Below are 25218 nucleotides of genomic sequence, written 5' to 3' on the forward strand. Positions count from 1 at the left end.
GCCGCACAGGGGCTTGAACTCTGTCCCCTGATATTGGCATAGGAAGGAATCTGTATGCTGCAACTGCGTGACGGGCAGGCCCCTGCCACCGCCATCCACCGCGCCGACTACCAGGCTCCTGCCTGGTGGATCGACACCGTGGACCTGACCTTCGATCTCGATCCGGCCAAGACCCGCGTGCTCAACAAGATGCGCGTGCGCCGCAACACCGAGGTGCCGGCGCAGCCGCTGCGCCTGGACGGCGATGAACTGAACCTTGCGCGCGTGCTGGTCAACGGCGGCGGTACCTCGTTCAAGATGGACGGCGACCAGCTCGTGCTGGAGAACCTGCCCGAGGGCGGCGACCCCGTCGATCTGGAAATCTTCACCACCTGCGCGCCCGCCAAGAACACCAAGCTCATGGGCCTGTATGTGAGCCAGGGCACGTTCTTCACCCAGTGCGAGGCCGAGGGTTTCCGCCGCATCACCTATTTCCTGGACCGTCCCGACGTGATGGCCATGTACACCGTGACGCTGCGCGCCGACAAGACCGCGTACCCGGTGCTGCTGTCCAACGGCAACCTGGTCGAGCAAGGCGCGCTGGAAGACGGCCGCCACTTCGCCAAGTGGGCCGATCCGCACCGCAAGCCCAGCTACCTGTTCGCCCTGGTGGCCGGCAACCTGGTTGCGCGCGAGCAAAAGATCAAGAGCCGCGCGGGCCGCGACCACCTGCTGCAGGTCTTCGTGCGCCCCGGCGACCTGGAGAAGACCGAGCACGCCATGAACTCCCTCATGGCCAGCGTGGCCTGGGACGAGGCCCGCTTCGGCCTGTCGCTGGACCTGGACCGCTTCATGATCGTCGCCACCAGCGACTTCAACATGGGCGCCATGGAGAACAAGGGCCTGAACGTCTTCAATACCAAGTACGTCCTGGCCAGCCAGTCCACGGCCACCGACACCGACTACGCCAACATCGAGTCCGTCGTCGGCCACGAGTACTTCCACAACTGGACCGGCAACCGCGTCACCTGCCGCGACTGGTTCCAGCTATCGCTCAAGGAAGGCCTGACCGTCTTCCGCGACCAGGAATTCAGCATGGACATGGCGGGCAGCCCCTCGGCGCGCGCCGTCAAGCGCATCGAGGACGTGCGCGTGCTGCGTACCGCCCAGTTCCCCGAGGATGCAGGCCCCATGGCCCACCCGGTGCGGCCCGACAGCTACATCGAGATCAACAACTTCTACACCGTCACCATCTACGAAAAAGGTGCCGAGGTCGTGCGCATGCAGCACAACCTGGTGGGCCGCGAAGGCTTCGCCAAGGGCATGAAGCTGTATTTCGAGCGCCATGACGGCCACGCAGTGACCTGCGACGACTTCGCCCAGGCCATGGCCGACGCCAACCCCGACAGCGAGCTGGCCCGGCGCCTGGACCAGTTCAAGCGCTGGTACAGCCAGGCCGGCACGCCACAGCTGCGCGCCGAAGGCAGCTATGACGCGGCCGCCCGCACCTACACGCTGACGCTGAGCCAAAGCTGCGCGCCCACGCCCGGCCAGGCCGAGAAGCTGCCCTTCGTCATCCCCGTGCAGATGGGCCTGCTGGGCCAGGACGGCCGCGCGCTGACCCTGCGCCTGCAGGGCGAAGATGCGCAGGCAGCCGGCGACAGCCGCCTGCTGGTGCTGTCCGAACCCAGCCACAGCTTCGTCTTCACCGACGTGGACCAGGAGCCCGTGCCCTCGCTGCTGCGCGGCTTCAGCGCCCCCGTGGTGCTGCAGCACAGCGACAGCGATGCCGCCTTGCTGACCCTGCTGGCCCATGACAGCGATGCCTTCAACCGCTGGGAAGCCGGCCAGCGCCTGGGCCTGCGCATCGCGCTGCAGGCCATTGGCGACACCTCCATCACGGCAGACGCCAGCGGCCAGATCGCCGCTGCCCTGCTGCCGGCCTCCTTCGTCGAGGCCATGCGCGGCGTGCTGCGCCATCCGCAGCTGGATGCGGCCTTCAAGGAACTGATGCTGACCCTGCCCGGCGAAAGCTACATTGCCGAGCAGCTGGCCGTGGTCGATCCTCAGCGCGTGCACGCCGTGCGCGAAGCCATGCGCCAGCAACTGGCCACCGAACTGCAGGCCGACTGGCAGCAGGCATGGCAGGAGCACAGCGACACCGGCGCCTACCGCCCCGACCCCGTCAGCTCCGGCCGCCGCGCCCTGTCCGGCATGGCACTGTCCATGCTGTGCCTGGCCGCGCGCGCCTCGGGCGACACGGTCTGGCCCGGCAAGGCGCTGCAGCGCTTCAAGGACGCAGGCAACATGACCGACCGCATGAGCGCCCTGACGGCACTGGTGCAAAGCGGCCACCCGCTGGCCGCCCAGGCCCTGGCACGTTTCCACAAGCTGTTCCAGCACGATGCACTGGTCCTGGACAAGTGGTTCGCGCTGCAGGGCGGCGCCTGCGACCGTGGCGGCAACGTGCTGCCGGCCGTCAAGCAGCTGATGAAGCACCCCGACTTCCAGATCAAAAACCCCAACCGCGCGCGCAGCCTGATCTTCAGCTACTGCAGCGCCAATCCCGGCGCCTTCCACCGCGCCGACGCGGCGGGCTACGTGTTCTGGAGCGAGCGCGTCATCGAGCTGGACGCCATCAACCCCCAGGTCGCCGCCCGCTTGGCGCGTGCCCTGGACCGCTGGAGCAAGCTGGCCGAGCCCTACCGCACGGCTGCACGTGAAGCCATCGCCCGCGTGGCGGCTCGCGCCGAACTCAGCAACGACGTGCGTGAAGTCGTCACCCGCGCCCTCGCGGATTGACGAGCCACCCCCTGAGTCGCTTCGCGCCTTCCCCCTTGCAGGGGGACGACACCCTCGGTGCGAGGCGGCTCTTCCTCGGTGTCCCTGGCTTGAGCAGCGTCGGTTTTATGCTGCAAGCCAGGAATCACTGAAATGCTGTTCATCAGCAGATGCATACGCCATGCCGCATCTGCTCCCGGATTTTTAGGAGTTGAACCCATGAAGAAAAACGTCAGCCTGACCCGCTACCTGGTCGAGCAGCAACGCGTGGACGGCCTCATCCCCGGCCAGCTGCGCCTGCTGCTGGAAGTCGTGGCACGCGCCTGCAAGCGCATCAGCCAATCCGTCAACAAGGGCGCCATCGGCGACGTGCTGGGCACGGCCGGCAGCGAGAACGTGCAGGGCGAAGTCCAGAAGAAGCTGGACATCATCGCCAACGAGGTGCTGATCGAGGCCAACGAATGGGGCGGCCACCTGGCGGCCATGGCCTCCGAGGAAATGGAAGGCATCTACCTGGTGCCCAACCGCTACCCGCACGGCGAGTACCTGCTGATGTTCGATCCGCTGGACGGCTCGTCCAACATCGACGTCAACGTCTCCATCGGCACCATCTTCAGCGTGCTCAAGAAGCCCGAAGGCCACCCCGGCGTGACCGAGCAGGACTTCATGCAGCCCGGCACCCAGCAGGTAGCGGCCGGCTACTGCATCTACGGCCCGCAGACCACCCTGGTGCTGACCGTGGGCGACGGCGTCTCCATGTTCACGCTGGACCGCGAGCAAGGCTCCTTCGTGCTGGTGCAGGAAAACATCCGCATCCCCGAGGACACCAAGGAATTCGCCATCAACATGTCCAACATGCGCCACTGGGACACCCCCGTCAAGCGCTACGTGGACGAATGCCTGGCCGGCGTGGAAGGCCCGCGCGGCAAGGACTTCAACATGCGCTGGATCGCCTCCATGGTGGCCGACGTGCACCGCATCATGACCCGCGGCGGCATCTTCATGTACCCCTGGGACCGCCGCGAGCCCAACAAGCCCGGCAAGCTGCGCCTGATGTATGAAGCCAACCCCATGGCCTGGCTGGTCGAGCAGGCCGGCGGCGCCGCCACCAACGGCAAGCAGCGCATCCTCGACATCCAGCCCACGCAGCTGCACGAACGTGTGAGCGTCATCCTCGGCTCGAAGAACGAAGTCGAAAAAGTGACGCAATACCATTCCGAGGCATAAATTTGCCGTTATAATTTTTGTCTGTCGCCGGTGTAGCTCAGTTGGTAGAGCAGCTCATTCGTAATGAGAAGGTCGAGGGTTCGATTCCTTTCTCCGGCACCAAACAAGAAGCCCCTGGTTCGCAAGAGCCAGGGGCTTTTTTCATGCTGCCGCGGGCATACCCCCCTGCGTCCTGCCGGTAGGAGCGCTGCCAGCCCTCTGTCGCGCAACGGCTCGCAGGCAGGGCCGGCCTATGCCATTGCCTCGGGTCGCAGCCGGGACCCGTCATTTGCCGCCTGCGCCGCCTGCAGCCCGTTCGGGCGACATACACGCAGCGGTCCTGCTTCCAACCTCCATCACACGTGACCTGCCGGCGCCGGACGGAAAAAGGGCTGCGGGCCCGTGCACGCGCAGGAACGCTCGGCAGCCGATATGAACTTGATGCCGGCAACGGAGCGTCCCATACAAATACCTATTTCCAGTGATATACCACTTTCCGTGCGTCTCCTATGATCGCGGCTTCCTCTCATTTCAGCGATATTCATTGGAGCAAATGGTATTAATGAAAATGAAAAATCATTTCGACCAAAATCTCACCTGCTTGCATGGTCGATAAACGTTTTCAAAAAACTATTGAAAATGCCTTCTTGAAATAAATAGATAGCCAACAACCATCGCCGTTGGTTATTGACATCCCACCCAATCCCCTGACAGGACGCTCCGGCACGTTTTCCCCGGGGAGACGGGTGCGCCTGCACTGCGGAGAAGCGAATGTTGTCGTCAGTAATTTTTCTTGAAATTTCTTAACAATTCGTAGATATTCGCCCTGTCCGATTGACCCGTCTTTCGTTTTCCCGCTTTCCCACCCAAGCCATGCCATTTTCCGGCCATACCCCACCGCCCGACGTACATGCACAACCGTTTTGCATTACCAGGCAAGACAGGGAAAATCTGCATGGCCACAGGGCATGCGCCATATGGCTCACCGGTCTTTCCGGATCTGGCAAATCGACAATCGCGAATGCGCTGCAGGCTCGGCTGCATGCCGCCGGCAGACGCACCTATGTGCTTGATGGCGACAACATCCGCCAGGGCCTGAACCGCGACCTGGGTTTCTCCAACGAAGACCGTGCAGAGAACATCCGCAGGGTTTCAGAGGTCGCACGGCTGTTCGTGGATGCGGGAACCATCGTGATCGCCGCCTTCATCTCCCCTTTCCGGGCCGAGCGCGATGCTGCGCGGGCCTTGTTCGACAAGGGCGACTTCTTCGAGATCTTCGTGGATGTTCCCCTGTCCGTCGCCGAGCAGCGCGACCCCAAGGGCCTGTACATGAAAGCCCGCCGCGGCGAGCTGCGCCAGTTCACCGGCATCGACTCTCCTTACGAGGTGCCCTCTGCTCCGGACCTGGCCTTGGCCACGCACCAGCTCAGCATCGCTGCCTGCGTCTCGCGCATACAGGCGCTGCTGCAGATGGAGCAGGCGGCCGAACCAGGCCCGGCAGCATGTGGCGTGGTGCCGCTGGTGGACTCACCCCTGCCGCTGGCCAAGGCACTTCAATGAATGCCAGGGCCATCCCGTCTTGCACACCTGCCGACGCATGCGCCGGCGCACCCCTGTTTGCCCGGCTGGAGGCCGAGGTACGGCTGCAGGGGCTGCGGGACGAGGTCGATGCGCTGCTGTCCTCACACTGGTGTGACCATGTGAACCACCGCGGCTACGAAGGGGCATGGCGCGTGGTGCCGCTGCGCTGCCAGCGCCAGCATGTGACGGCCCACCCTCTTCTTCAGAGTTTCTCCATCGAGGCGCCTGACGAAGAATGGGCCGACCTGCCCTCGCTGCAGCACAGCCCGGCGATGCGTGAGGTGCTGGACCAGTTGCAATGCCCGCTGCGCTCCGTGCGCCTGATGCAGCTGAAGGCCGGCTCATCCATCAAGCCGCATCGCGACCATGGCTTGAGCCTGGAGCATGGCCAGGCGCGACTGCACGTGCCCGTCTACACACACCCCGATGTGCGGTTCATCGTGGAAGGCCTGGAGATCCCCATGGCCCCAGGAGAGCTCTGGTACTTCAACGCCGACGCCACGCATGAAGTGCTGAACCAGAGCACGCAGGACCGCACCCATCTGGTCATCGACTGCATTGCCAACGCCTGGCTGGCCGACCGCATCGGCAAGGGGCAGGCCCATGCATGAGCTGCAGGCAGCCTTTGCAGAACTGATTGCAAGCCCCCAGCAACAGGCCTTGCTCCAGCAGGCCAGGAGCGTGGAGTCGCTGTTGACCCAGTTGCGCCGGCTGTGGTGTCTTCCCGCCTGGAACGATACCCAGCTCATGCAGGCGCTGGAGCAGGTGAACCAGGCGGCCGCCGTGCCAGCCGCCGCATTGGTGGCCGGCGGCTGGCTGCCCCACAGGTACGAGGCACGCACGCGCAGCATCCAGTGGTGCCTGCCGGACGGGCCCGCCACCGAACCCTTCCATGACGAATACATCGGCCGCTGCCTCCAGCGCCAGCCGCTGAACCAGTTTCTGCGACCGCGCACGCCGCTGGCCACCCTGGCACGGTTGGGCACAGACCTGGGACCGAAACGCCCGGTGCGCCGGCCCGCTGGTTTCATCTTCCATCTCTCGCGCTGTGGCTCTACCCTGGTCTCGGGCTGCCTGTCGGAACTGGACAGCACGATGGTGCTGTCGGAGCCACCGGTGCTCACCGAGTTGCTGCTGGACACCTCGCTGGACCGTGCGCAAAAGCGCGAGGGCATTGCCGGTCTGGTGTCGGCAATCACCGTCGCCGTGCCTGGGCGCCATGACCTTGTGGTCAAGTGGAATGCCTGGGACATCTTCCAGTGGGAGCTACTGCAGGACCTCTACCCCGAGGTGCCCAGCCTGATGCTGGTGCGCGATCCTGTGGAGATCCTGGCCTCGCACCACAGGCAGGCCGGCCGGCACATGTCAGGCGACCCGTCGCTGGCTGGCGCCAGTCCGGTGTTCTGTTGCGGCAGGAGCAGCCAACCCTTTGTCTCCATGCTCGACCATCGCATGCGCGTGCTGCAGGCACTGATGGAGCGGATGCGGGGCCTGCACGAAAGCCAGGGCGTTCCTGTGCTGCACTACAGCCAGCTGGGTGCCGGGGCCATGGAGCAGATAGCCCGGCGCTTCGGCCTTCATGCGAGCGAGGCCGCACGCCAGCGCATCGCCGTGCGCCTCAGCCAGCATGCCAAGGCGCTGGACCAACGCTTCTCGCCTGATGGGCAGGACAAGGCAGCCGTCTTTGGCGCAGGCGATCGCCAGGATATCGAAGCGCGCCTGGGCCCGCTGCACGCACAGCTGCTGCAGTGCGCACAACCCCTGATGGATGCGGAGGCCCTGCATGCTGCTTGAAGCGCTGCGCCCCCCCGGCCTGTTCACCCGTCCCGCTGAACCCGAAGACCGCGACTTCCAGCGCGCACTGTTTCTCTCCGCGCGCCCGCACCTGCAATCCCTGCCACTGCCCGGGGCCGCCCTCGCCCAGCTGCTGGACCAGCAGTACGACTTCCAGCAGGCCGACTACCAGCGCCGCTTTGCCGGCGCACCCCGCCTCATCGTGCAGGAAAGGGGCGTGCCCATAGGCGCACTGACGGTGCATGACAACGGAGCGGACCTGCACATCGTGGACATCGTGATCACGCCTGCCGTACGCGGACAAGGATACGGCGCGGCTCTGCTGCGCTGGGTGCAAGGCAGTGCCGCCGTGCTGGGCCGCCGGGTCACGCTGAGCGTCGATGCAGCCAACCACGGCGCGCAAAGGCTGTACGCCCGGCTGGGCTTCGCGTCATCGGGCATCGATGCCGTTCAACTGGGCATGGCCTGGCATCCGCCTGCCGCCTGAACACCTTCATACCCCTCCTGCACCCCCACAAAGCGATAACAGAAAGGCAACGCTTCCATGGAAAACTTCATTGGAGAAATCCGCTTGTATCCCTATGGCTGGCCTCCCAAGGGATGGGCGATGTGCGCCGGACAGATTCTGGCCATCAACCAGAACCAGGCACTGTTCTCGCTGCTGGGTACGCAATTCGGCGGAAACGGCAGCACTACCTTCGCGCTTCCCGATCTTCGTGGCCGGGTCGCACGGCACACGGGCGGCGGCTTGCAGCAAGGCTTGCCGGGTGGCGTGGAAAGCGTCACCTTGGTCGCCAACAATCTTCCCCAGCACACCCACTTCGTCATGGCAAGCACGGACAGCGGGGATGCGCCCGCGTTCAGCAACAACAGCATGGCCACGGCCACGCTCGTGGCCACCAGCGCCCCCACCAATTTCTATGCACCAGGCACCGCTGGCCAGCAGCCGATCGCGCCGGCCAGCGTCTCCAACACCGGCGGCAATCAGCCGCACGAGAACTGCCAACCCTCGCTGGTGCTGACACCGTGCATCGCGCTGACCGGCATCTACCCTTCGCGCAACTGACACGCGCCCACAGGAATACGCAATGGACTATTACCTTGGAGAGATCCGCCTGTTCGCAGGCAGTTTTGCACCCGCAGGCTGGCACCTGTGCGATGGCGCGACGCTCAACATCTCTGAATACGACGCCCTGTACTCGCTGCTGGGAACGATCTACGGAGGAGACGGGCAAACCACCTTCAAGCTGCCGGACCTTCGATCCCGCGTGCCCGTGGGGCAGGGAGCAGGCCCGGGGCTGACCAGTCGCGCCGTGGGTCAGCAGTTCGGAGTGGCACAGGTCTCGCTCACGACAAACCAGATCCCCACCCATTCCCACGGTCTTGTCGCCAGCACCTCCCTGGCTACCGCAGCACAGGCCACAGGGCTGGTGCCTGCACAAAACGGGTCCGATCTCTTCTATGCGCCACAGCCGGTGGCAGGGGCCAACCCACAGACCATGGCACCCGCATCGGTCACGGTCGCAGGCAACAGCCAACCGCACGACAACATCATGCCCAGCATGGCGATGAATTACATCATTGCGCTCTACGGCATCTACCCCTCCAGGAACTAGGACAGCACCATGGACGCTTTCATCGGCGAAATTCGCCAATTTCCGTTCAACTTCGCCCCCAAGAACTGGGCGCTGTGCAATGGCCAGTTGCTGGCCATCCAGTCCAACCCCGCATTGTTTTCCATCATCGGAACCTTCTATGGCGGCAACGGAACCACAACCTTCGGCCTGCCCAATCTGATAGGCCATGTCGTCACCGGAGCCGACCCGCAGCAGTCCTGGAACATCGGCTCCACGGAAGGCACTGATTCCGTCACGCTGCTGACCACTGAAATGCCCCAGCACAACCATTTGCTGACCGGGCTGAACAATCCAGGCACCCAGGCAGCGCCTGACAGCACGTCCTACCTGACGTTCGACGGTCGGGGGGGTACTGGGGTCGTGCGGTACATGCGAACCAACGGCACGCCCAGCGCCGCCATGGCTCCCAACATGCTGACTCCGGCCGGAGGCAACACCGCGCATGAGAATCGCCAGCCCTTTCTCGTGCTGAACTTCTGCATTGCGTTGCAAGGCGTCTTCCCCTCACGTAACTGACGTGCCGCAGCCCATGCCACGCACACTGCATTTCATCTCTGGCCTGCCGCGCTCGGGCTCCACGCTGCTCGCGGGCATCCTGCGGCAGAACCCGCGCTTTCACGCCGCGATGAGCAGTCCCGTGGCGGGGCTGGTCAACGGCGCCCTCGAGCAGATGGGCGCCGGCAGCGAATCCCACGCCTTCTTCGACGAGGCCCGGCGCAAGGCCATCTGCCGGGCCATCGTCGATGCCTACTATGCCGGCCAGCAGCAGCCCGTCCTCTTCGACACCAACCGCCAGTGGACGGCACGCATGCACCAGCTCGTGGAACTGGTGCCCGACTTCAGGATGGTGTGCTGCGTGCGCAATCCGGCATGGGTCATGGACAGCTTCGAGACCATCTACCGCAGGAACCCCTTCGACTACAGCCGCATGTTCAACGCGGCCTCGCGCCAGACGGTGTACAGCCGCTGCGAGTCGCTCATCCATGTGGCCGGTGCCGTGGGCAGCGCATGGACCGCGCTCAAGGAAGCCTACTACGGCGAGTTTTCCGAGCGCCTGCTGATCGTGGACTACGACCTGCTCACCCAGCACCCCCGGCGCACGGTGGAACTCATCTACCAATTTCTCGGCGAAGAGGCCTTCGCCCACGACTTCAATGCCGTCGAGTACTCCGAAAGCGAGTTCGACCTGCAACTGGGCGTCAAGGGCCTGCACGACGTGCGCCGGAAGGTGGCCTTCAAGCCGCGCCGCAGCATCCTGCCGCCCGACCTGTTTGCCAGGTACCAGGCCATGGACTTCTGGCAGGACACCACCGGCACCTCGGCCCACATCATCGCCAGCAAGAGAGCGTCCGCGACGGACACCGAAACACAGAGAGGAACACCATGATAGGCACCACATTCCTTGGCGGCTTCTCCGCCGCACTGCTTCCGCTGGGCCTGCTGGGTTCCGCAGGCCCGGCAGCGGGCTCGTACCTGCGCTCGTACCTGAGATCGCCCCAGGACTCTGGCGAGCAGACCGCCCTGCCCCTGTCCCGCAGTGCCGCGCCGGCGCGCGACCTGCGGCCTCGCCCCCCGGGAGAGCTGGAGATCGTCGTGGCGTCGCCCGTCAGCGAACTGGTGATCGTGGACTCTGCCGTGCAGGACCGGGCCGTGCTGCAGCGTGCGCTCAAGCCCGGCGTGCAGATGGTGGAGATCGATGCCTCGCGCCCCGGCCTGCCCCAGTTGGTCCAGGCCCTGGCTTCGTTCAAAAATCTGTCAGCCATCCACGTGGTCTCGCATGCCGAGGCCGGCGTGCTGCTGCTGGGCAGCAGCCGCATCACGGCCGAAAGCGTCAAGGGCGAGATCGAATCGCTGGCCGCACTGCGCAATGCCGTGCGTCCCGGCGGTGACCTGCTGTTCTACGGCTGCGATCTCGCAGCCACGCCCGAAGGCGAGCAACTGCTGGACATCGTGCAGCATGCAACGCAGCTGGACGTGGCGGCGTCCAGCAATGCCACAGGCAACCTGGCCCAGGGTGGAGATTGGCAGCTGGAGGTGCGGCGCGGCCACGTCGATACGCAGCTGGCGTTTTCGGACAAGGCTCTGGCTGATTTCTCGGGCGTGCTGCTGGCCAGTGACGGACCAAAGTCTTTCTCCAGCTTCAGCGTCAACAGCCTCGATCTAGTCCAGACGGATTTTCGCGTCTCCGCCTGGGACAGCACACATACACAACTGGGACTGCAAATATATTCAGCTGCGCCCTTCGCCGCCTACATCCAGAACGGAGGGACTGCGACCGGCACCTACTTCTATCTCAGAGCGGACGATATCAACACCACAAAGTTCGAGCTGACGGGCCTGTCAGCCGGTGAATATGGTGCCGTCAGCCAGTTCACCAACGTGCGTATCGTGGGGATGCTGGCATCCGGTGGCACGGTCACGTCCAGCACCATCAACGGCAGCGCCACGCCAGGAGAAGCGTTCACCTTCACGGCAACCCAGCTTGCCGATTTCAGTGGCAAGAAACTCAAAGGCTTCAAGCTCTATGTGGATTGCGGCGGGGACGGTGGCGCCTGCCCGGCAAACAAGTTCGCCGACTTCGAATTCCGCGGCTTCACGATCGCAGGGGCGCAGAACTCGCCACGCATCTCCATTGACCACATAAGCCTGACAGGAGCCACGGGAACAGGCGGAGCGTTCAAGATAGGTGACACCGTCACGGCACGCTGGAACAACACTGCCAGCGGAGACTACAACGCCACACCGATCACAGGCGTCAACTTCGATTTGTCCCAGTTCGGTGGCGGCGCTTCGGTGGCAGCTCTCAATTCTGCAGGCATCTGGACAGCGACCCATTTGCTGTCGGCTGGCGCCATCGATGCCACGAATCGCAACGTATCCGTCACGGCAAGCAACAGCAATGGTCCCGCAACAACGGCAGGCACGAACAATGCCACGGTAGACACCATTGCGCCTGTCGTCACCCCTGGCAACATCGCCCTGTCGGGAGCGTCCGGCGTGGGCGGCGCCTTCAAGGCCGGTGACACCGTGACCGCCCAGTGGAACAACACTGCTGCGGGCGACAACAACACTGACACCATCAGTGCTGTGACCATCAACCTGTCCGCCTTCAACGGCCCGGTGGCCGTACCGGCCACCAACGCCGCCGGGATCTGGACAGCCACCCACCCGCTGCCGGCTGGCGTTGCAGGAAACAACCTCAATGCGAGCATCAGCGCCGCGGATAACGCCGGCAACATCACCACCACGGCAAGCACCGCCAACGCCACCGTGGACACCCTGATCCCCACCGTCAGCAGCATCGCCGTCAGCGGCTCGCCAGCCCCGGGCGATGCCAGCGTGGCGTTCACGGCAACCTTCAATAAGCCAGTCATCAACATCTCCACCGACGACTTCACCCTGATCGGTACGGGCACGGCTTCAGGCACCATATCCAGTGTCTCGGCCAGCACGGGCAGCTCCGTCAACGTCAACGTTTCGGGCATCACGGGCACCGGCACCATCAAGATCAACCTGAACGGCAGCACCAACATCGCCGACAGCGTGGGCAACGGGCCGCCTGCGTCCTTCAACAGCGGCGGGACTCACACGGTCGCCGTTCCGGTGGCCCCCGGTGCTCCCACGGGTGCCACGGCCACGGCCGGCAATGCCCAGGCCTCCATCACATTCGCTGCCCCGGCCAGCAACGGCGGTTCGGCCATCTCCACCTATAACGCAGTGGCCAGCGGGGGCGGAGGCCAGACCGGATACTGCACGGGGCCGACAGCCTGCACCATCACCGTGCCCGGTCTGACCAATGGCATCAGCTACAGCTTCAACGTCACGGCCACCAACTCGGCAGGACTGACCGGCCCTGCGGCCACGTCCAACAACGTTACTCCCCAGGGCACGCAGACCATCAGCTTTGCCCCTGCGGCCAGCTACAACTTCGGCACCACACCCACGCTGACAGCCACCTCCAGCGCAGGCGCCAGCTATCCGGTGAGCTTCACATCGACCACCACGGGCGTGTGCACCATCACGCCAACGGGCTCGCTGACCTTCGTGACGGCTGGCAGCTGCTCCATCAACGCCGACCAGGCCGGCGATGCGGCCACCAGCGCCGCACCCCAGGTCTCGCAGACCTTCAACGTCAACGCCGTCGCACCGGGAGCGCCCACCATCGGCACGGCAACAGCCGGCAATGCCCAGGCCACGGTGAGCTTCACCGCACCCGCCTCCACCGGGGGAGCCGCCGTCACCTACACCGCCACATCCACCCCGGGCAACTTCACGGCGACGGGTAGCAGCCCGATCACCGTGGCTGGCCTGACCAATGGCACGGCCTACACCTTCTCGGTGACGGCCGCCAACTCTGCGGGGCCAGGCTCTCCCTCGGCTGCATCCAACGCCGTGACGCCCAGGGCCTCGCAGACCATCAGCTTCACGCCCGCTGCCAGCTACAACTTCGGCACCACACCCACGCTGACGGCCACCTCCAGCGCAGGCGCCAGCTATCCGGTGAGCTTCACGTCGACCACCACGGGCGTGTGCACCATCACGCCAACGGGCTCGCTGACCTTCGTGACGGCTGGCAGCTGCTCCATCAACGCCGACCAGGCCGGCGACGCGGCCACCAGCGCCGCACCCCAGGTCTCGCAGACCTTCAACGTCAACGCCGTCGCACCGGGAGCGCCCACCATCGGCACGGCAACAGCCGGCAATGCCCAGGCCTCGGTGAGCTTCACCGCACCCGCCTCCACCGGGGGAGCCGCCGTCACCTACACCGCCACATCCAGCCCGGGCAGCTTCACGGCGACGGGCAGCAGCCCGATCACCGTGCCTGGCCTGATCAATGGCACGGCCTACACCTTCTCGGTGACGGCCGCCAACTCTGCGGGGCCAGGCTCTCCCTCGGCTGCATCCAACGCCGTGACGCCCAGGGCCTCGCAGACCATCAGCTTCACGCCCGCTGCCAGCTACAACTTCGGCACCACACCCACGCTGACAGCCACCTCCAGCGCAGGCGCCAGCTATCCGGTGAGCTTCACATCGTCCACCCCGGGCGTGTGCACCATCACGCCAACGGGCTCGCTGACCTTCGTGACCGCAGGCACCTGCACCATTGCAGCCGACCAGGCCGGCGATGCCGCCATCAGCGCCGCACCTCAGGTCACGCAGAGCTTTGCCGTGAACGCCATCGCGCCTGATATCCCCGTCATCGGCACCGTCACTGCCGCAGACGCCCAGGCCACGGTGAACTTCACGGCCTCCGTGGGCAGCGGCGGTGCGCCCATTTCCGGCTACACCGTGACCGCCACACCAGTGGCGGTACCCGGTGCCCCCTCCGTTACAACGCAGACGGGCCCCACATCGCCCATCGTCGTGACGGGTCTGACAAATGGATTTGTCTACAACTTCACCGTCAAGGCCACCAACGGCGCACAGACCAGCGCGGACTCCGCAGCGGTACAAGCCACGCCGCGCAAGCTGGAGCTGGTGGGCGCGCCAGGCAGCGTGCCCGGCATGGCCGGCACGCCGACAGCGACGCTGTCCGGCGGCGGTGCCACCTGCACGCTGCAGGCCACCGGCGGCTTCGGACCTGCGGCGTCCACACCGCCAGGCCTGCAGGCGCCCAACGGCCAATTCGCCTTCACGGCCGAGCAATGCACGGGCGCCGTGACGATGACCCTGGTCTACCCCAGCCCGCTGCCCGTGGGCGTGCAGTTCCGCAAGCCCGACGGAGCAGGAGGCTGGTTCGACCCCACAAATGCAGCCACCTCGCTGAACGTGGTCCTGAACGCTGCCCGCACCACGGTCAGCTACACCATCACCGACAACGGTCTGGGCGATACCAACCCGGCCACGGGCTCCGTCAGCGATCCGTTCGTTCCCGTGGTGGCTGCCGTGGCACCCGGAGGCGCGCAGGCCATTCCCTCGCTGGGTGGATGGGCGCTCGCAATGCTGTCCGGGCTGCTGGGAGGCCTGGCTCTGCGCAGCAGGAAGGTGTTCACGGCACGGCGTTGACGCGCAAGCTGCCCTGGCTGTTTGGCAGCTTGGCAGGCCCTGGTTCGCAAGAGCCAGGGCCTTTTGCATGAAGAGCGCAGGCCGCCTTCGGCGCAGGTGCGGCGACGGCCGTTCGCAGAGCCCGTATCGCCTGGGAATGCGGCAAGACGCCATCCCTGTGAGCCATGCCTGCTGCACAAGGCTTTTCTTAACCGCGCCCAGCGCATTCGGCCCGCCACACCGCCAGGGCCGACAGCGCAGCGCTGGCTCCCGCCAGCAGGATGGACGGCGTGTAGCCACCCCAGATATCGAACAGCCAGCCCGCCAGGCTGCCCCCGGCCATGGCCGAGATACCGACCGCCACATACAGCGCACCCAAAATGGCGCCCAGGTTCCGCGTGCCGAACCAAGTGGCGGCCACGGCGGGATACAGCGCGATGCACCCGCCGTTGGCCGCGCCGAACACCAGCGCGAAACCGGCCAGGGCCATGAAGCCCCGCGCCATGGACCACAGCCCGCACAGCACGGCCAGGGACACGGTGAGCACCAGCAGAAAGCGCAGCGCCCCCATCCTGTCGCCCAGCCGGCCCAGCGCAAGGCGCCCCAGCACATTGCCCACGCCGATCAGACCGATCAGCCCATTGGCCTGAGCGACAGACAACCCCTGCTGGCGTGCCAGCGGGTTGATGTGGATCAGCGCCAGGAACAGGCCGATGGAGCCCAGAAAGATGGCCGCGAAACACCACCAGAAACGGGCCTGCCGCGCCGCCTGGGCCAGGTCCATGCCCTGGGCGGACTGCCCGGCGGCAGGGTCACCCGAAGGCGGCACGCCGTCGGGATGCAGCCCCAGCTCCTCAGGCCGGCCGCGCAGGACCGCCGCCGCCGCCAGGCCAGTCAGTGCGATGGCTGCGGCATATACCTGCATGGTCAGTTGCCAGGACAGGTGCTCCATGAGTGCGCCCGCCACCACGGGGCCGAGCAGCGTGCCCAGCCCGGTGCCCGCCAGCGCGATGCCGGAGGCAGAACTGCGCCACAGCACGAACCAGCGCGCAATGGTGGAGACGGCGGGCACATACACCAGGCCCACGCCCAGGCCGACCAGAATGCAGAAGGCGCCCAGGAACAGCACCAGCGATGAGGACAGCAGGCTGCTGGCCACAAAGCCCAGCGCCAGCAGCACGATGCCGGCCGAGGTGACGGTGCGTACCGAGGTCCTGTCGCTCCAGGCCCCCGAGAACACGCCCACGCCGTAGTAGATCAGGGCAGTCAGGGAAAAGATGGAGGCCGTGGAAAAACTGCTGGCGCCAAACTGGGTCTGAATGCTGGCAAAAAACGCCCCGAACGAATAGGCCGCGCCAAAGATCAGCGCCAGCAGCACATGGACGGCGCCCACGATGTACCAGCCCCGGAAAAGTCTGCCTCGCCTCATTTGCATCTCCTTGGTATGGGATGACTTTAGTTGTCTATACATGCTTAGACATTAGGTATCAACCCCAGGAATACAGAGCAAAGAGCGAAATTGCAAGGACGGCGCACCTGCAAGGCCGGCAGCATTCCATAGCCGGTGTATGGGAGACAAGGCGTTGTTCAGAGGGACGGCCGCAAGGGTGCATGGGCTGGGGCCATCGCCTGTGGCAATCCATGCCTCCTTGCGCCCAGCCGCTGAGCATCTATGATCGCCACGAAGAATCGTTTTCTTCCTGCATCCGTTCACGGGCTGCATTCTTTCCATGCGCAGATCTTCTCGCCGACAGCTTCCCTCGCCCGCCCGCACGGTACCGGGCACCGTGCCCGGCGTTTTGCAGCGCTTGGCTTTCTGGAGCCTCATTGCAATCTTGGCGTACGCCCTAGGCACTCTTTCCGTGGCTCATCCGGCTGCCACAGCTCTCACAGTCACTGCATTGGTCAGTTGCGGAGCATGGGCGAACAACCGCGAGAAAACCAGATTGCAGGCGCTTGCCGCCACCCGCAACGGCGAGTCGATCTGCGGCTTCGCCCGTTCCTTCGATTTGCGCAGCACAGATCCTTTGGTAATCCGCGCTGTGTATGAACAGCTTCAGGAAGAACTGCTCAGCTACCAAAAGAGCTTTCCTGTCCGCGGATCCGACCGGCTTGAGGAAGAGCTCGGCCTGGACGGTGATGATCTGGACATGAGCGTTGCGACAGCCATTGCACGTCGCTCGGGCAGGTCACTGGAAGGCACGCAGTCCAACCCCTACTACGGCCGCGTCATGACTGCATCCGATCTTGTGTATTTCTTCAACGGCCAGTCTGAAGTGGCACCGCAGGCCACCGCATTTCACTGACGTCGGTACCTTGCTCAAAGCACGGCACAGACCGCTGCAGCGCCCTCAGGAAATCACATTCCGAATGAACCGCGTCACGCCTTCGTGCAGGTTCACGTAGGCGTAGTCCTGGGCGCTGCCGTAGATGGCGTAGTCGCCGGCCTCGATGGTCATGGGGCCTTCGCTCAGGTCCACCAGCAGGCGGCCTTCGACCACGACGATCATCTCGTGCCAGCCTTCCGGGTCGGGTTCGGCCTGGTAGCGTTCGCCGGGGCCCAGGGACCAGGACCACAGCTGAGCCTCGCGCGTGGCGGGCACGCTGCCCAGCAGCATGGCCTGGCTTTCGGGCCGGGTGCCGCGCCAGGCCATGGCGTCCATGCGCAGGCGCTGCGCGGCCGGGTCGCTGACGATTTCTATGAAGCTGGCGCCCAGCGCGTCGGCCAGCCGATCCAGGCTGGACAGGCTGATATTGGTGTCGCCGCCTTCCAGCTGCACGACCATGCGCCGGCTCAGGCCTGCGGCCTCGGCCAGGGCCGCCTGGCTCAGTCCTGCACGCTGGCGAAGGCGGCGCAGGTTTTCGCTGACGAAAGCCAGGACATCGGAGCGCTCGCCAGCGCTGTGCAATATATTTCTCATATGATCTGCGCAATATGTTGCACACGTCATCTTCTCACAGTTCGCGCACGCCGCTGCTCAGCCGGCAGGAGCTGGCCCTGATCGCCGTCACCATGGTCTGGGGCGGCACCTTTCTCGTGGTCCACCTGGCCATGCAGCACAGCGGGCCGCTGTTCTTTGTGGGCCTGCGCTTCGTCACGGCGGGTCTGATCGGGCTGCTGGTGTTCCGCAAGGTCATGGCCGGGCTCACGCGCACCGAGCTGGTCGCAGGCACGGCCATCGGCGCCAGCATCTTTCTGGGCTATGGTCTGCAGACCTTCGGCCTGCAGACCATCAGCAGCAGCAAGTCGGCGTTTCTGACCGCCTTGTATGTGCCCATCGTGCCCCTGCTGCAATGGCTGGTGATGGGCAAGCCGCCGCGATTGATGAGCTGGATAGGCATCGGCCTGGCCTTCACGGGCCTGATGCTGGTGGCGGGGCCCGAGTCCGGGGGAATGGAGTTGAACGTGGGCGAGATGGCGACCATGCTGAGCACGCTGGCGATTGCGGCCGAGGTGCTCCTGATCGGGCATTTCGCGGGCAAGGTCGATGCGCGGCGCGTGACCACGGTGCAGTTGCTGGCGGCCGGCACCATGGCGCTGCTGGCCATGCCCGTGGCTGGCGAGTCGGTGCCGGATTTCTCGTGGATCTGGCTGACGGCCGCCGTGGCCATGGCCTGCGCCAGCATCCTGATCCAGCTGACCATGAACTGGGCCCAGAAGTCCCTGTCGCCCACGCGCGCCACCGTGATCTATGCCAGCGAGCCGGTCTGGGCCGGCATCGTGGGACGCATGGCCGGCGACCGGCTGCCGGGGCTGGCCATCCTGGGGGCAGTGCTGATCGTGGGCGGGGTGCTGGTCAGCGAGCTGAAATGGAGCCGGCGCAAGGCTGGAGCATCCACGGCTTGAGAGGGACGGGGGCGACATCCGTGGTGCTGTCCCGGTGCTGCCTTGATGCGGCCTTGATGGCGTTGTGCGCAAACACAATCCGCCCTTGAGGCAGCCGTCCCTAGAGTCAAGGCCTCACAACAAATGGCTTCCCGATGAAGCCGCGCCGCCATGAGACCTGTCGCCATCCTCCAGCACGAATCCACCCAGGGCCCCGGCGTTCTGCGTGAACACCTGGAGCAGCAGTGCATTCCCTACCGAATGTTGCAGCCCGCCCTCGATGGCAGAGCCCCTGTGCATGCCGCCGACTACAGCGGCATCGTGGTGCTGGGCAGCAACCATTGTGTCAACGAGGGCCTGCCCTGGATGGAGGATGAACAGTCCCTGCTGGCCGACGCGCTGCGGCATGACGTTCCCGTGCTCGGCCACTGCTTCGGCGCACAGATGCTGGCGCGCGCCATGGGCGCCAGGGTCTGGCGCAACCCCTGCCCCAACATTGGCTGGAGCCGCATCTGGGTGACGGCCGCCGCCCAGCAGCTCATGGACCTGCCGCGCGAGGCCACGATCTTCCATTGGCACTACGACACCTTCGAGATCCCGCGCGGCGCCGTGCGCACCATGTACGGCAGCCATTGCCTGAACAAGGGTTTTCGACATGGCCGGCACTGGGCCTTCCAGGGCCACATGGAGGTGACTGCCGCCAGCGTGGCTGCCTGGTGCGCCGAAGGCCATGACGAGCTGCTGCGCGCACGCGGCCCCGCGGCGCAGACCGAGAGCGAGATCCTGCGCCACCTGGACCTGCGCATTCCCGTGCTGCATGCCCTGGCCCACCGCACCTACCGTGCCTGGACGTCACAGCTGCAGCGGCCCGTGGTCGTGCCCCTGAGCGCGGCCAGCCGGTAAACCTTCCAGGCCAGGCAATCCCTGGTGAATACCCTGGGTGCGCTTGACGCAGCTTTTGCGTGCAGGGAAACTTTCGATACGAAATAGAAAACTTTCGAATCGAAAGAATCCATGCAGGAACAAGGCAACAGTTCACTCAAGCGCAGGCTGCAGATCGTGGAGCTGGCGCGCAAGACCGACGAGGTGCGGGTCGAGGCGCTGAGCGTGCTCTTCGGCGTCTCCACCGTCACCATCCGCAACGACCTGCACTACCTGGAGCAGCAGGGCTATGTGGTGCGCGCCTTCGGCAAAGCGCGCTACAACCCGGCCCTGCTCAAGACGGCGGCCGAGCTGCCTGGCGCCCACGCCGCCGCACAAGGCCCGGCACAGGCCCAGGTGGCCCAGGGCGCCCTGGGCTGGATTGAAGACGATGCGTCCGTCTTTCTTGGCGGTGGCCGCATCACCCACCGCGTGCTGCCGCTGCTGGCCAGCCGCCAGGGCATTGCGCTGACGCTGCATGACCTGTCCATGGTGGCGACGGCACGGCAGTTTCTCGATTGCACCATCCACGTCACGGGCGGCTCGCTGGCCGGCGACGAGCCCTGCCTCATCGGCCCCGGCGCTGAAACGGGCCTGCGCGGCCGGCCGCTGGACATCTGCCTTTTCGAGATCTGTGGCATCGACGAGCGCAACCGCCTGCTGTGCCGCGACCCGGGCGCCGCACGGCTGTACGCGGCAGCCGTGGAGCACAGCGCCAAGGCCGTGGCGCTGGCACTGGATCTGGACAGCACCTCGGGCGGACACCCGGTCTGCGACATCGCTCAACTCGACGGCCTGTGCGCACACCAGGACATGGAGCCCGGCGCCTTCGATCTGCTGGCACGCCACCGGCTGCAGGCCACCCACAAGGCCGAGGGCCGCATCGAGTTCGCCAGAAGCTGAGTTTTTCCACAACGACAGAGGGAGGGAGACCGCCATGGACCGCAACACGTTTCTCCGGCGCATGCTGGCCGGCGCATTCACATTCGGCCTGCCGGCCAGCCCGGCGCTTGCACAGCCGGGCCCCGGCCCCGCGCGCACCATCGGTGTGTCCCTGCTCACGCAGCAGCACCCGTTCTACCTGGAGCTGGCCCAGGCCATGCAGCAGGAAGCCGCGCGGCAGGGGCTGAAGCTGGACCTGAGCATTGCCAACCAGGACCTGGGCAAGCAGATCTCCGATGTGGAGGACTTCGTCAGCAAGAAGGTCGATGCCATCATCCTGTCGCCCGTGGATTCACGCGGCGTGAAGGCCGCCGTGCTCAAGGCTGCCGCCGCCCGCATACCCGTGATCACCGTGGACATTGCGGCCAGCGGGGTGGAAGTGGCCTCGCACGTGGCCACCGACAACCGCGCCGGCGGCGTGCTCGCCGGCCAGCTCATGGCCCGCGCCACGGGTGGCAAGGGCCAGATCGGGGTGCTGCACTACCCGTCCATACAGTCCGTGGTCGATCGCGTGGAGGGCTTCAAGTCGGCCATCGCGGCCTTCCCCGGCATGAAGATCGTCTCGGTACAACCCGGCATCACACGCGCCGAGGCCCTGTCCGCATCGCAGAACATGCTGCAGGCCCACCCCGATCTCGCTGGCATCTTCGGGTTTGGCGACGATGCGGCCCTGGCTGCACTGGCCAGCGTCAAGGGCGCAAGAAAGCTGGAGCAGGTCAAGATCGTCGGCTTTGACGGCATGGCCGAGGCCCGCGCAGCCGTGGACCGCGAACCGGCCTTCGTGGGCGTGATCCGCCAGTACCCCGACCAGCTGGGACTGCAAGCCGTGGCCATTGCCGCGCAGCTGCTGCAGGGCAAGCCGGTGGAGAAACTCCACCCCGTGCTGCCCGGCGTGTACACGGCTGCCGCCAGGTAAATGGACCTGCGGAGCCCGCCATGCCAGGCCCCACTGCACACGGCCGCCCAGGCCGTGCCATGCTCGACGCCGTTGCGCCGCCCCCCATGCTCGAGGCCCGGGCGCTGGCCAAATCCTTCGGCGCCGTGCAGGCGCTCAAAGGCGTTTCCTTCCGCCTGCGCGCAGGCACGGTGCACACGCTGCTGGGCGAGAACGGGGCCGGCAAATCCACCCTGCTCAAGATCCTGGCCGGCGTGCACCGGCCCGATGGCGGCCAGCTGCTGATCGAGGGTGCCGGCACCGAGCTGGCCAGCCCCGCCGATGCGCAGCGCCACGGTATCGCCATCGTTCACCAGGAGCTGAGCCTGGCGCCCAACCTCAGCGTGGCGGACAACCTGTTTGCCGCGCGCCTCCCGCAGCGGGCCGGCTGCGTGGACCGCCGCGCACTGCGCCGCGACGCCGCCGCGCTGCTGGCCCGCCTGGGCATGGACCTGGACTCCAACGCGCAGGTGGCCGAACTGTCGCTGGCCCAGCGCCAGCTGGTGGAGATCGCCAAGGCGCTGTGCCAGCCCGCGCGCATCGTCATCATGGATGAGCCCACCTCCTCGCTCAGTGACAGCGAGGCGCAGATTCTCTTCAACCTCATCGCCCGCCTCAAGGCCGAGGGGCGCGCCATCATCTACGTGTCGCACCGCATGGACGAGATCATGCGCATCTCCGACGAGATCACCGTCATGCGCGATGGCAGCTCCATCTGCACCCTGGCGCGGGACGAAACCGACATCGGGGCGCTGATCGCGCTCATGGTGGGACGCCAGATGCAGGACATCTATCCGCCGCGCGGCCCCACCCCTGACCGCAGCACGCGCGCCCTGCTCCAGGTGCGCGGCCTGGGCCTGGCCGGGCGCTTCGAAGGCATTGACTTCGAGGTCCATGCGGGCGAGATCGTGGGCTTTTTCGGGCTGGTGGGCTCGGGCCGGTCCGATGTCATGGATGCGCTGTTCGGCATGCACCGCTGCACGGGCAGCATCCTCATGCACGGCCGGCCGCTGCGCCTGCGCTCGCCGGCCGACGCCATTGGCCAGGGCATGGCCTTCGTGACCGAGAACCGCAAGGAGCAAGGCCTGGTGCTGGACCAGTCCGTGCAGCACAACATCTGCATGGTGCAGGTGCACAGCGGGCGCGGCGGCGCACTGCTCACCGACGAGGCGGCCGAGCAATCGCTGGCCCGCGCCTGCGTGCAGCGGCTGAAGATACGCGTTGCCGGCCTGCACCAGCCCGTGCGCCAGCTGTCGGGCGGCAACCAGCAAAAGATCGTGTTCGCCAAATGGCTGGCCATGCGCCCCCGGCTGCTGGTGCTGGACGAGCCCACGCGCGGCATCGACGTGGGCGCGAAGTTCGAGATCTATGCCCTGATCCGCGAGCTGGCAGCGGCCGGCACGGCCGTCATCCTGGTGTCGTCGGAACTGCCCGAGGCACTGGCCATGAGCGACCGCCTGCTGGTCATGCGCAACAAGCGCCTCGTCCAGAGCCTGGACACCCTCCATCTGCGCCAGGAGACCGTGATGGCGCACGCCACCGGAGCAGGACTGCCATGACCCCTTCCGAACTGAGCATCACCGCGTCTGGCTCCTCCAAGGCCTCCAACGCCTCCGACGCTGCCGAAAGCATCCCGGGCAGCCAGGAAACATGGCGAGACGGCTTGCGAGGTGGCTGGCGATCGCTGCGGCGCCACGCCGGCACCCTCATGGGCCTGGCCGCCCTGGTGCTGCTGTTCTCCCTGCTGTCGCCGGCCTTTCTGACGGCTGGCAACCTGCGCAACGTGCTGCTGCAGGTGTCCATCATCGCCATCGTGGCCTTCGGCATGACCTATGTGCTGCTGCTGGGCGAGATCGACCTCTCGGTGGGATCGGTGGTCGCCCTGGCCGGCAGCGTGGCCGGCCTGATGCTGGGCCAGGGCCTGGCGCCCGCCCTGGTGCTGCCCGCCGTGCTGCTGTGCGGCCTGCTGCTGGGCGCGCTCAACGGCTCGCTGTCGGCGCTGCTGCATCTGCCGTCCTTCATCGTGACGGTGGCGACCATGGGCATCTTCCGGGGTCTGGCCTATATCGTCTCGGGCGGCATGCCGGCGCCGGTGGACAACGAGGCCTTTCTGTGGATCGGCAACGGCGAATGGCTGGGCATGCCCGTGCCCATCTGGATCCTGGCCGCACTGCTGGCCGCCAACCACTTCGTGCTGGCCCGCACCGTCTTTGGCCGCAAGACCTATCTGGCAGGCGGCAATGCCGAGGCGGCCACCTATGCGGGCATACGGGTGGGGCGGCTCAAGATCGCCATCTTCATGCTGTCGGGGCTGATGGCGGCCGTGGGCGGCCTGCTGCTCACCTCCCGCCTGTACTCGGCCCAGCCCAACGCGGCCATGGGCTGGGAGCTGGACGCCATTGCCGCCGCCGTGCTGGGCGGCACGCGCCTGGCCGGAGGCCACGGCAGCGTTGCGGGAACCTTGATAGGGGCGCTGATGATCGGCGTCATCAACAACGGCATGAACCTGATGAGCGTGCCCTACTTCTATCAGCTCATCGTCAAGGGCAGCGTGATTCTGGTGGCCGTGTGCATCGATGTGCACAGCAGGCGCAGGCGCTGACGCATGGGCCGGCGGTGCAGCGAACGGCGCACGGGGTTTGATTCCAAAGGGAGGGAGAGCATGCAATCCATCATGACCATGGGCGAGATCCTCGTCGAAATCATGGCCGAGCGAAAAGGCCAGAGCTTTCGCGCGCCGGGGCCGCTGGCCGGGCCCTATGCCAGCGGGGCGCCCGCCATCTTCATCGACCAGGTGGCCCGGCTGGGCCACCCGGCCGCCATCATCGGCTGCGTGGGCGATGATGATTTTGGCTGGCTCAACATCGACCGCCTGCGCCGCGACGGCGTGGACACCAGCGCTATCGCCGTGTGCCAAAACGCCGTCACGGGCAGCGCCTTCGTCACCTACCGCGACAGCGGCGAGCGCGACTTCATCTTCAACATCACCAACAGCGCCTCGGCACAGCTGCAGCCCGAGCAGGTCAACCAGGCCGTGCTCAAGGACTGCGCGCACTTCCATGTCATGGGCTCGTCGCTGTTCTCGTTTCGCATCATCGATGCCATGAAGAAGGCCATCGAGATCGTCAAGGCCCAGGGCGGCACCGTGTCCTTCGACCCCAACGTGCGCAAGGAGATGCTGCGCATCCCCGAAATGCGCGAAGCCCTGGCCTACATCCTGGAGTTCACCGACATCTTCCTGCCCAGCGGCCACGAGGTCACCCAGCTGGCCCGCTCGGCAGACGAGGCCGGCGCCATCGCCGAGATCTTTGCGCGCGGCGTGCGCGAAATTGTGGTCAAGCGCGGCGCCGACGGCTGCAGCTATTTCAGTGCCGACGAGCGCATCGACCTTGACGCCCTTGCCGTGGACGTGGCCGACCCCACGGGCGCGGGCGACTGCTTTGGCGCCACCTTCATCGCCTGCCGGCGCCTGGGCAAGACCGCGCTGCAATCGCTGCGCTACGCCAATGCGGCCGGCGCGCTGGCCGTCTCCAGCACGGGGCCGATGGAGGGCACATCCGGCTTTGCGGGGCTCGACGCGCTGCTGGCACAACAGCCGCAGCACCTGCGGCATGCGGTGATGGAGGGCTGAA

21 protein-coding genes and 1 tRNA gene are annotated in these 25218 nt (G+C 65.9%); 20 read left to right on the forward strand and 2 right to left on the reverse strand.

Features of this window, described 5'->3' with window-relative positions:
* Nucleotides 1–54 precede the first annotated feature (54 nt).
* The 12 genes from pepN to G4D77_RS02675 all read left to right on the forward strand — a co-directional run bounded on the left by pepN (nt 55) and on the right by G4D77_RS02675 (nt 14984).
* Nucleotides 55–2781 carry an aminopeptidase N gene (gene pepN / locus G4D77_RS02620; protein WP_016450620.1) on the forward strand — a complete coding sequence of 909 codons (2727 nt, stop codon included), beginning with the start codon at nt 55–57 and terminating at the stop codon, nt 2779–2781.
* Nucleotides 2782–2979: 198 nt separating this feature from the next.
* Nucleotides 2980–3987, forward strand: coding sequence for a class 1 fructose-bisphosphatase (locus G4D77_RS02625; RefSeq protein ID WP_012205101.1), 1008 nt, complete (start codon nt 2980–2982; stop codon nt 3985–3987).
* A 26-nt stretch (nt 3988–4013) separates the two neighbouring features.
* Nucleotides 4014–4089 (forward strand) — tRNA-Thr (locus G4D77_RS02630).
* A gap of 750 nt (nt 4090–4839) precedes the next feature.
* The gene (gene cysC, locus G4D77_RS02635; RefSeq protein ID WP_043791449.1) at nt 4840–5526 is read left to right on the forward strand and encodes an adenylyl-sulfate kinase; all 687 of its coding nucleotides are present in this window, start codon (nt 4840–4842) and stop codon (nt 5524–5526) included.
* Complete coding sequence (locus G4D77_RS02640; RefSeq protein WP_154834541.1) at nt 5523–6158, forward strand: aspartyl/asparaginyl beta-hydroxylase domain-containing protein; 636 nt, start codon at nt 5523–5525, stop codon at nt 6156–6158. The genes cysC and G4D77_RS02640 overlap by 4 nt, the downstream gene beginning before the upstream one ends.
* Nucleotides 6151–7341 carry a sulfotransferase family protein gene (locus G4D77_RS02645; RefSeq protein WP_154834542.1) on the forward strand — a complete coding sequence of 397 codons (1191 nt, stop codon included), beginning with the start codon at nt 6151–6153 and terminating at the stop codon, nt 7339–7341. Before G4D77_RS02640 ends, G4D77_RS02645 begins: the two co-directional genes overlap by 8 nt.
* Nucleotides 7331–7828 carry a GNAT family N-acetyltransferase gene (locus G4D77_RS02650; RefSeq protein WP_052013988.1) on the forward strand — a complete coding sequence of 166 codons (498 nt, stop codon included), beginning with the start codon at nt 7331–7333 and terminating at the stop codon, nt 7826–7828. The genes G4D77_RS02645 and G4D77_RS02650 overlap by 11 nt, the downstream gene beginning before the upstream one ends.
* 84 nt (nt 7829–7912) lie before the next feature.
* Nucleotides 7913–8407: a phage tail protein gene (locus G4D77_RS02655; RefSeq protein WP_373791914.1), complete on the forward strand. Its 495-nt coding sequence runs from the start codon at nt 7913–7915 to the stop codon at nt 8405–8407.
* A 22-nt stretch (nt 8408–8429) separates the two neighbouring features.
* Complete coding sequence (locus tag G4D77_RS02660; RefSeq protein ID WP_047219765.1) at nt 8430–8957, forward strand: phage tail protein; 528 nt, start codon at nt 8430–8432, stop codon at nt 8955–8957.
* Between the two features lie 9 nt (nt 8958–8966).
* Complete coding sequence (locus G4D77_RS02665) at nt 8967–9494, forward strand: phage tail protein (RefSeq protein ID WP_034364007.1); 528 nt, start codon at nt 8967–8969, stop codon at nt 9492–9494.
* Nucleotides 9495–9507: 13 nt separating this feature from the next.
* Complete coding sequence (locus G4D77_RS02670) at nt 9508–10365, forward strand: sulfotransferase family protein (RefSeq protein WP_034364027.1); 858 nt, start codon at nt 9508–9510, stop codon at nt 10363–10365.
* Nucleotides 10362–14984 (forward strand): DUF4347 domain-containing protein, encoded by a 4623-nt coding sequence (locus G4D77_RS02675; protein WP_154834543.1) that lies wholly within the window; start codon nt 10362–10364, stop codon nt 14982–14984. The genes G4D77_RS02670 and G4D77_RS02675 overlap by 4 nt, the downstream gene beginning before the upstream one ends.
* Before the next feature lie 187 nt (nt 14985–15171).
* On the opposite strand, the gene G4D77_RS02680 is transcribed toward G4D77_RS02675, so the two are convergent.
* Entirely contained in the window at nt 15172–16392 is a 1221-nt protein-coding gene (locus tag G4D77_RS02680; RefSeq protein WP_154834544.1) for an MFS transporter, read from the reverse strand.
* 301 nt (nt 16393–16693) lie between these two features.
* On the opposite strand from G4D77_RS02680, the gene G4D77_RS02685 reads away from it, so the two are divergent.
* Nucleotides 16694–17269 (forward strand): hypothetical protein, encoded by a 576-nt coding sequence (locus tag G4D77_RS02685; protein ID WP_227740777.1) that lies wholly within the window; start codon nt 16694–16696, stop codon nt 17267–17269.
* A gap of 45 nt (nt 17270–17314) precedes the next feature.
* On the opposite strand, the gene G4D77_RS02690 is transcribed toward G4D77_RS02685, so the two are convergent.
* The gene (locus tag G4D77_RS02690; RefSeq protein WP_026062195.1) at nt 17315–17884 is read right to left on the reverse strand and encodes a helix-turn-helix domain-containing protein; all 570 of its coding nucleotides are present in this window, start codon (nt 17882–17884) and stop codon (nt 17315–17317) included.
* Nucleotides 17885–17898: 14 nt separating this feature from the next.
* Between G4D77_RS02690 and G4D77_RS02695 the strand changes: the two genes are divergently transcribed.
* The 7 genes from G4D77_RS02695 (at nt 17899) to G4D77_RS02725 (ending at nt 25217) form a co-directional block, all read left to right on the forward strand.
* The gene (locus G4D77_RS02695) at nt 17899–18810 is read left to right on the forward strand and encodes a DMT family transporter (protein ID WP_017404677.1); all 912 of its coding nucleotides are present in this window, start codon (nt 17899–17901) and stop codon (nt 18808–18810) included.
* A gap of 150 nt (nt 18811–18960) precedes the next feature.
* Complete coding sequence (locus G4D77_RS02700) at nt 18961–19692, forward strand: type 1 glutamine amidotransferase (RefSeq protein ID WP_016448076.1); 732 nt, start codon at nt 18961–18963, stop codon at nt 19690–19692.
* Between the two features lie 111 nt (nt 19693–19803).
* The gene (locus G4D77_RS02705; protein WP_154834546.1) at nt 19804–20613 is read left to right on the forward strand and encodes a DeoR family transcriptional regulator; all 810 of its coding nucleotides are present in this window, start codon (nt 19804–19806) and stop codon (nt 20611–20613) included.
* 34 nt (nt 20614–20647) lie between these two features.
* Nucleotides 20648–21568: a substrate-binding domain-containing protein gene (locus tag G4D77_RS02710; RefSeq protein ID WP_154834547.1), complete on the forward strand. Its 921-nt coding sequence runs from the start codon at nt 20648–20650 to the stop codon at nt 21566–21568.
* A 20-nt stretch (nt 21569–21588) separates the two neighbouring features.
* Nucleotides 21589–23145 (forward strand): sugar ABC transporter ATP-binding protein, encoded by a 1557-nt coding sequence (locus tag G4D77_RS02715; RefSeq protein ID WP_154834548.1) that lies wholly within the window; start codon nt 21589–21591, stop codon nt 23143–23145.
* On the forward strand, nt 23142–24188 hold the full coding sequence (locus G4D77_RS02720; RefSeq protein ID WP_154834549.1) for an ABC transporter permease: 1047 nt from the start codon (nt 23142–23144) through the stop codon (nt 24186–24188). Before G4D77_RS02715 ends, G4D77_RS02720 begins: the two co-directional genes overlap by 4 nt.
* Nucleotides 24189–24248: 60 nt before the next feature.
* Nucleotides 24249–25217, forward strand: coding sequence for a tagatose kinase (locus G4D77_RS02725; RefSeq protein ID WP_154834550.1), 969 nt, complete (start codon nt 24249–24251; stop codon nt 25215–25217).
* Nucleotide 25218: the final 1 nt, after the last annotated feature.

Source organism: Delftia sp. WY8 (assembly GCF_018437695.1).
Lineage (GTDB): Bacteria > Pseudomonadota > Gammaproteobacteria > Burkholderiales > Burkholderiaceae_C > Comamonas > Comamonas tsuruhatensis.

Bases quoted from the DNA above. Each gene is read 5' to 3' on its own strand.
- G4D77_RS02645 (WP_154834542.1), top strand. From the start codon at position 6,151: ATGCATGAGCTGCAGGCAGCCTTTGCAGAACTGATTGCAAGCCCCCAG.
- G4D77_RS02660 (WP_047219765.1), top strand. From the start codon at position 8,430: ATGGACTATTACCTTGGAGAGATCCGCCTGTTCGCAGGCAGTTTTGCA.
- G4D77_RS02650 (WP_052013988.1), top strand. From the start codon at position 7,331: ATGCTGCTTGAAGCGCTGCGCCCCCCCGGCCTGTTCACCCGTCCCGCT.
- G4D77_RS02725 (WP_154834550.1), top strand. From the start codon at position 24,249: ATGCAATCCATCATGACCATGGGCGAGATCCTCGTCGAAATCATGGCC.
- G4D77_RS02640 (WP_154834541.1), top strand. From the start codon at position 5,523: ATGAATGCCAGGGCCATCCCGTCTTGCACACCTGCCGACGCATGCGCC.
- cysC (WP_043791449.1), top strand. From the start codon at position 4,840: ATGCCATTTTCCGGCCATACCCCACCGCCCGACGTACATGCACAACCG.
- G4D77_RS02685 (WP_227740777.1), top strand. From the start codon at position 16,694: ATGCGCAGATCTTCTCGCCGACAGCTTCCCTCGCCCGCCCGCACGGTA.
- G4D77_RS02675 (WP_154834543.1), top strand. From the start codon at position 10,362: ATGATAGGCACCACATTCCTTGGCGGCTTCTCCGCCGCACTGCTTCCG.
- G4D77_RS02690 (WP_026062195.1), bottom strand. From the start codon at position 17,884: ATGAGAAATATATTGCACAGCGCTGGCGAGCGCTCCGATGTCCTGGCT.
- G4D77_RS02670 (WP_034364027.1), top strand. From the start codon at position 9,508: ATGCCACGCACACTGCATTTCATCTCTGGCCTGCCGCGCTCGGGCTCC.
- G4D77_RS02720 (WP_154834549.1), top strand. From the start codon at position 23,142: ATGACCCCTTCCGAACTGAGCATCACCGCGTCTGGCTCCTCCAAGGCC.
- G4D77_RS02695 (WP_017404677.1), top strand. From the start codon at position 17,899: ATGTTGCACACGTCATCTTCTCACAGTTCGCGCACGCCGCTGCTCAGC.
- G4D77_RS02625 (WP_012205101.1), top strand. From the start codon at position 2,980: ATGAAGAAAAACGTCAGCCTGACCCGCTACCTGGTCGAGCAGCAACGC.
- G4D77_RS02715 (WP_154834548.1), top strand. From the start codon at position 21,589: ATGCCAGGCCCCACTGCACACGGCCGCCCAGGCCGTGCCATGCTCGAC.
- pepN (WP_016450620.1), top strand. From the start codon at position 55: ATGCTGCAACTGCGTGACGGGCAGGCCCCTGCCACCGCCATCCACCGC.
- G4D77_RS02710 (WP_154834547.1), top strand. From the start codon at position 20,648: ATGGACCGCAACACGTTTCTCCGGCGCATGCTGGCCGGCGCATTCACA.
- G4D77_RS02700 (WP_016448076.1), top strand. From the start codon at position 18,961: ATGAGACCTGTCGCCATCCTCCAGCACGAATCCACCCAGGGCCCCGGC.
- G4D77_RS02705 (WP_154834546.1), top strand. From the start codon at position 19,804: ATGCAGGAACAAGGCAACAGTTCACTCAAGCGCAGGCTGCAGATCGTG.
- G4D77_RS02665 (WP_034364007.1), top strand. From the start codon at position 8,967: ATGGACGCTTTCATCGGCGAAATTCGCCAATTTCCGTTCAACTTCGCC.
- G4D77_RS02680 (WP_154834544.1), bottom strand. From the start codon at position 16,392: ATGAGGCGAGGCAGACTTTTCCGGGGCTGGTACATCGTGGGCGCCGTC.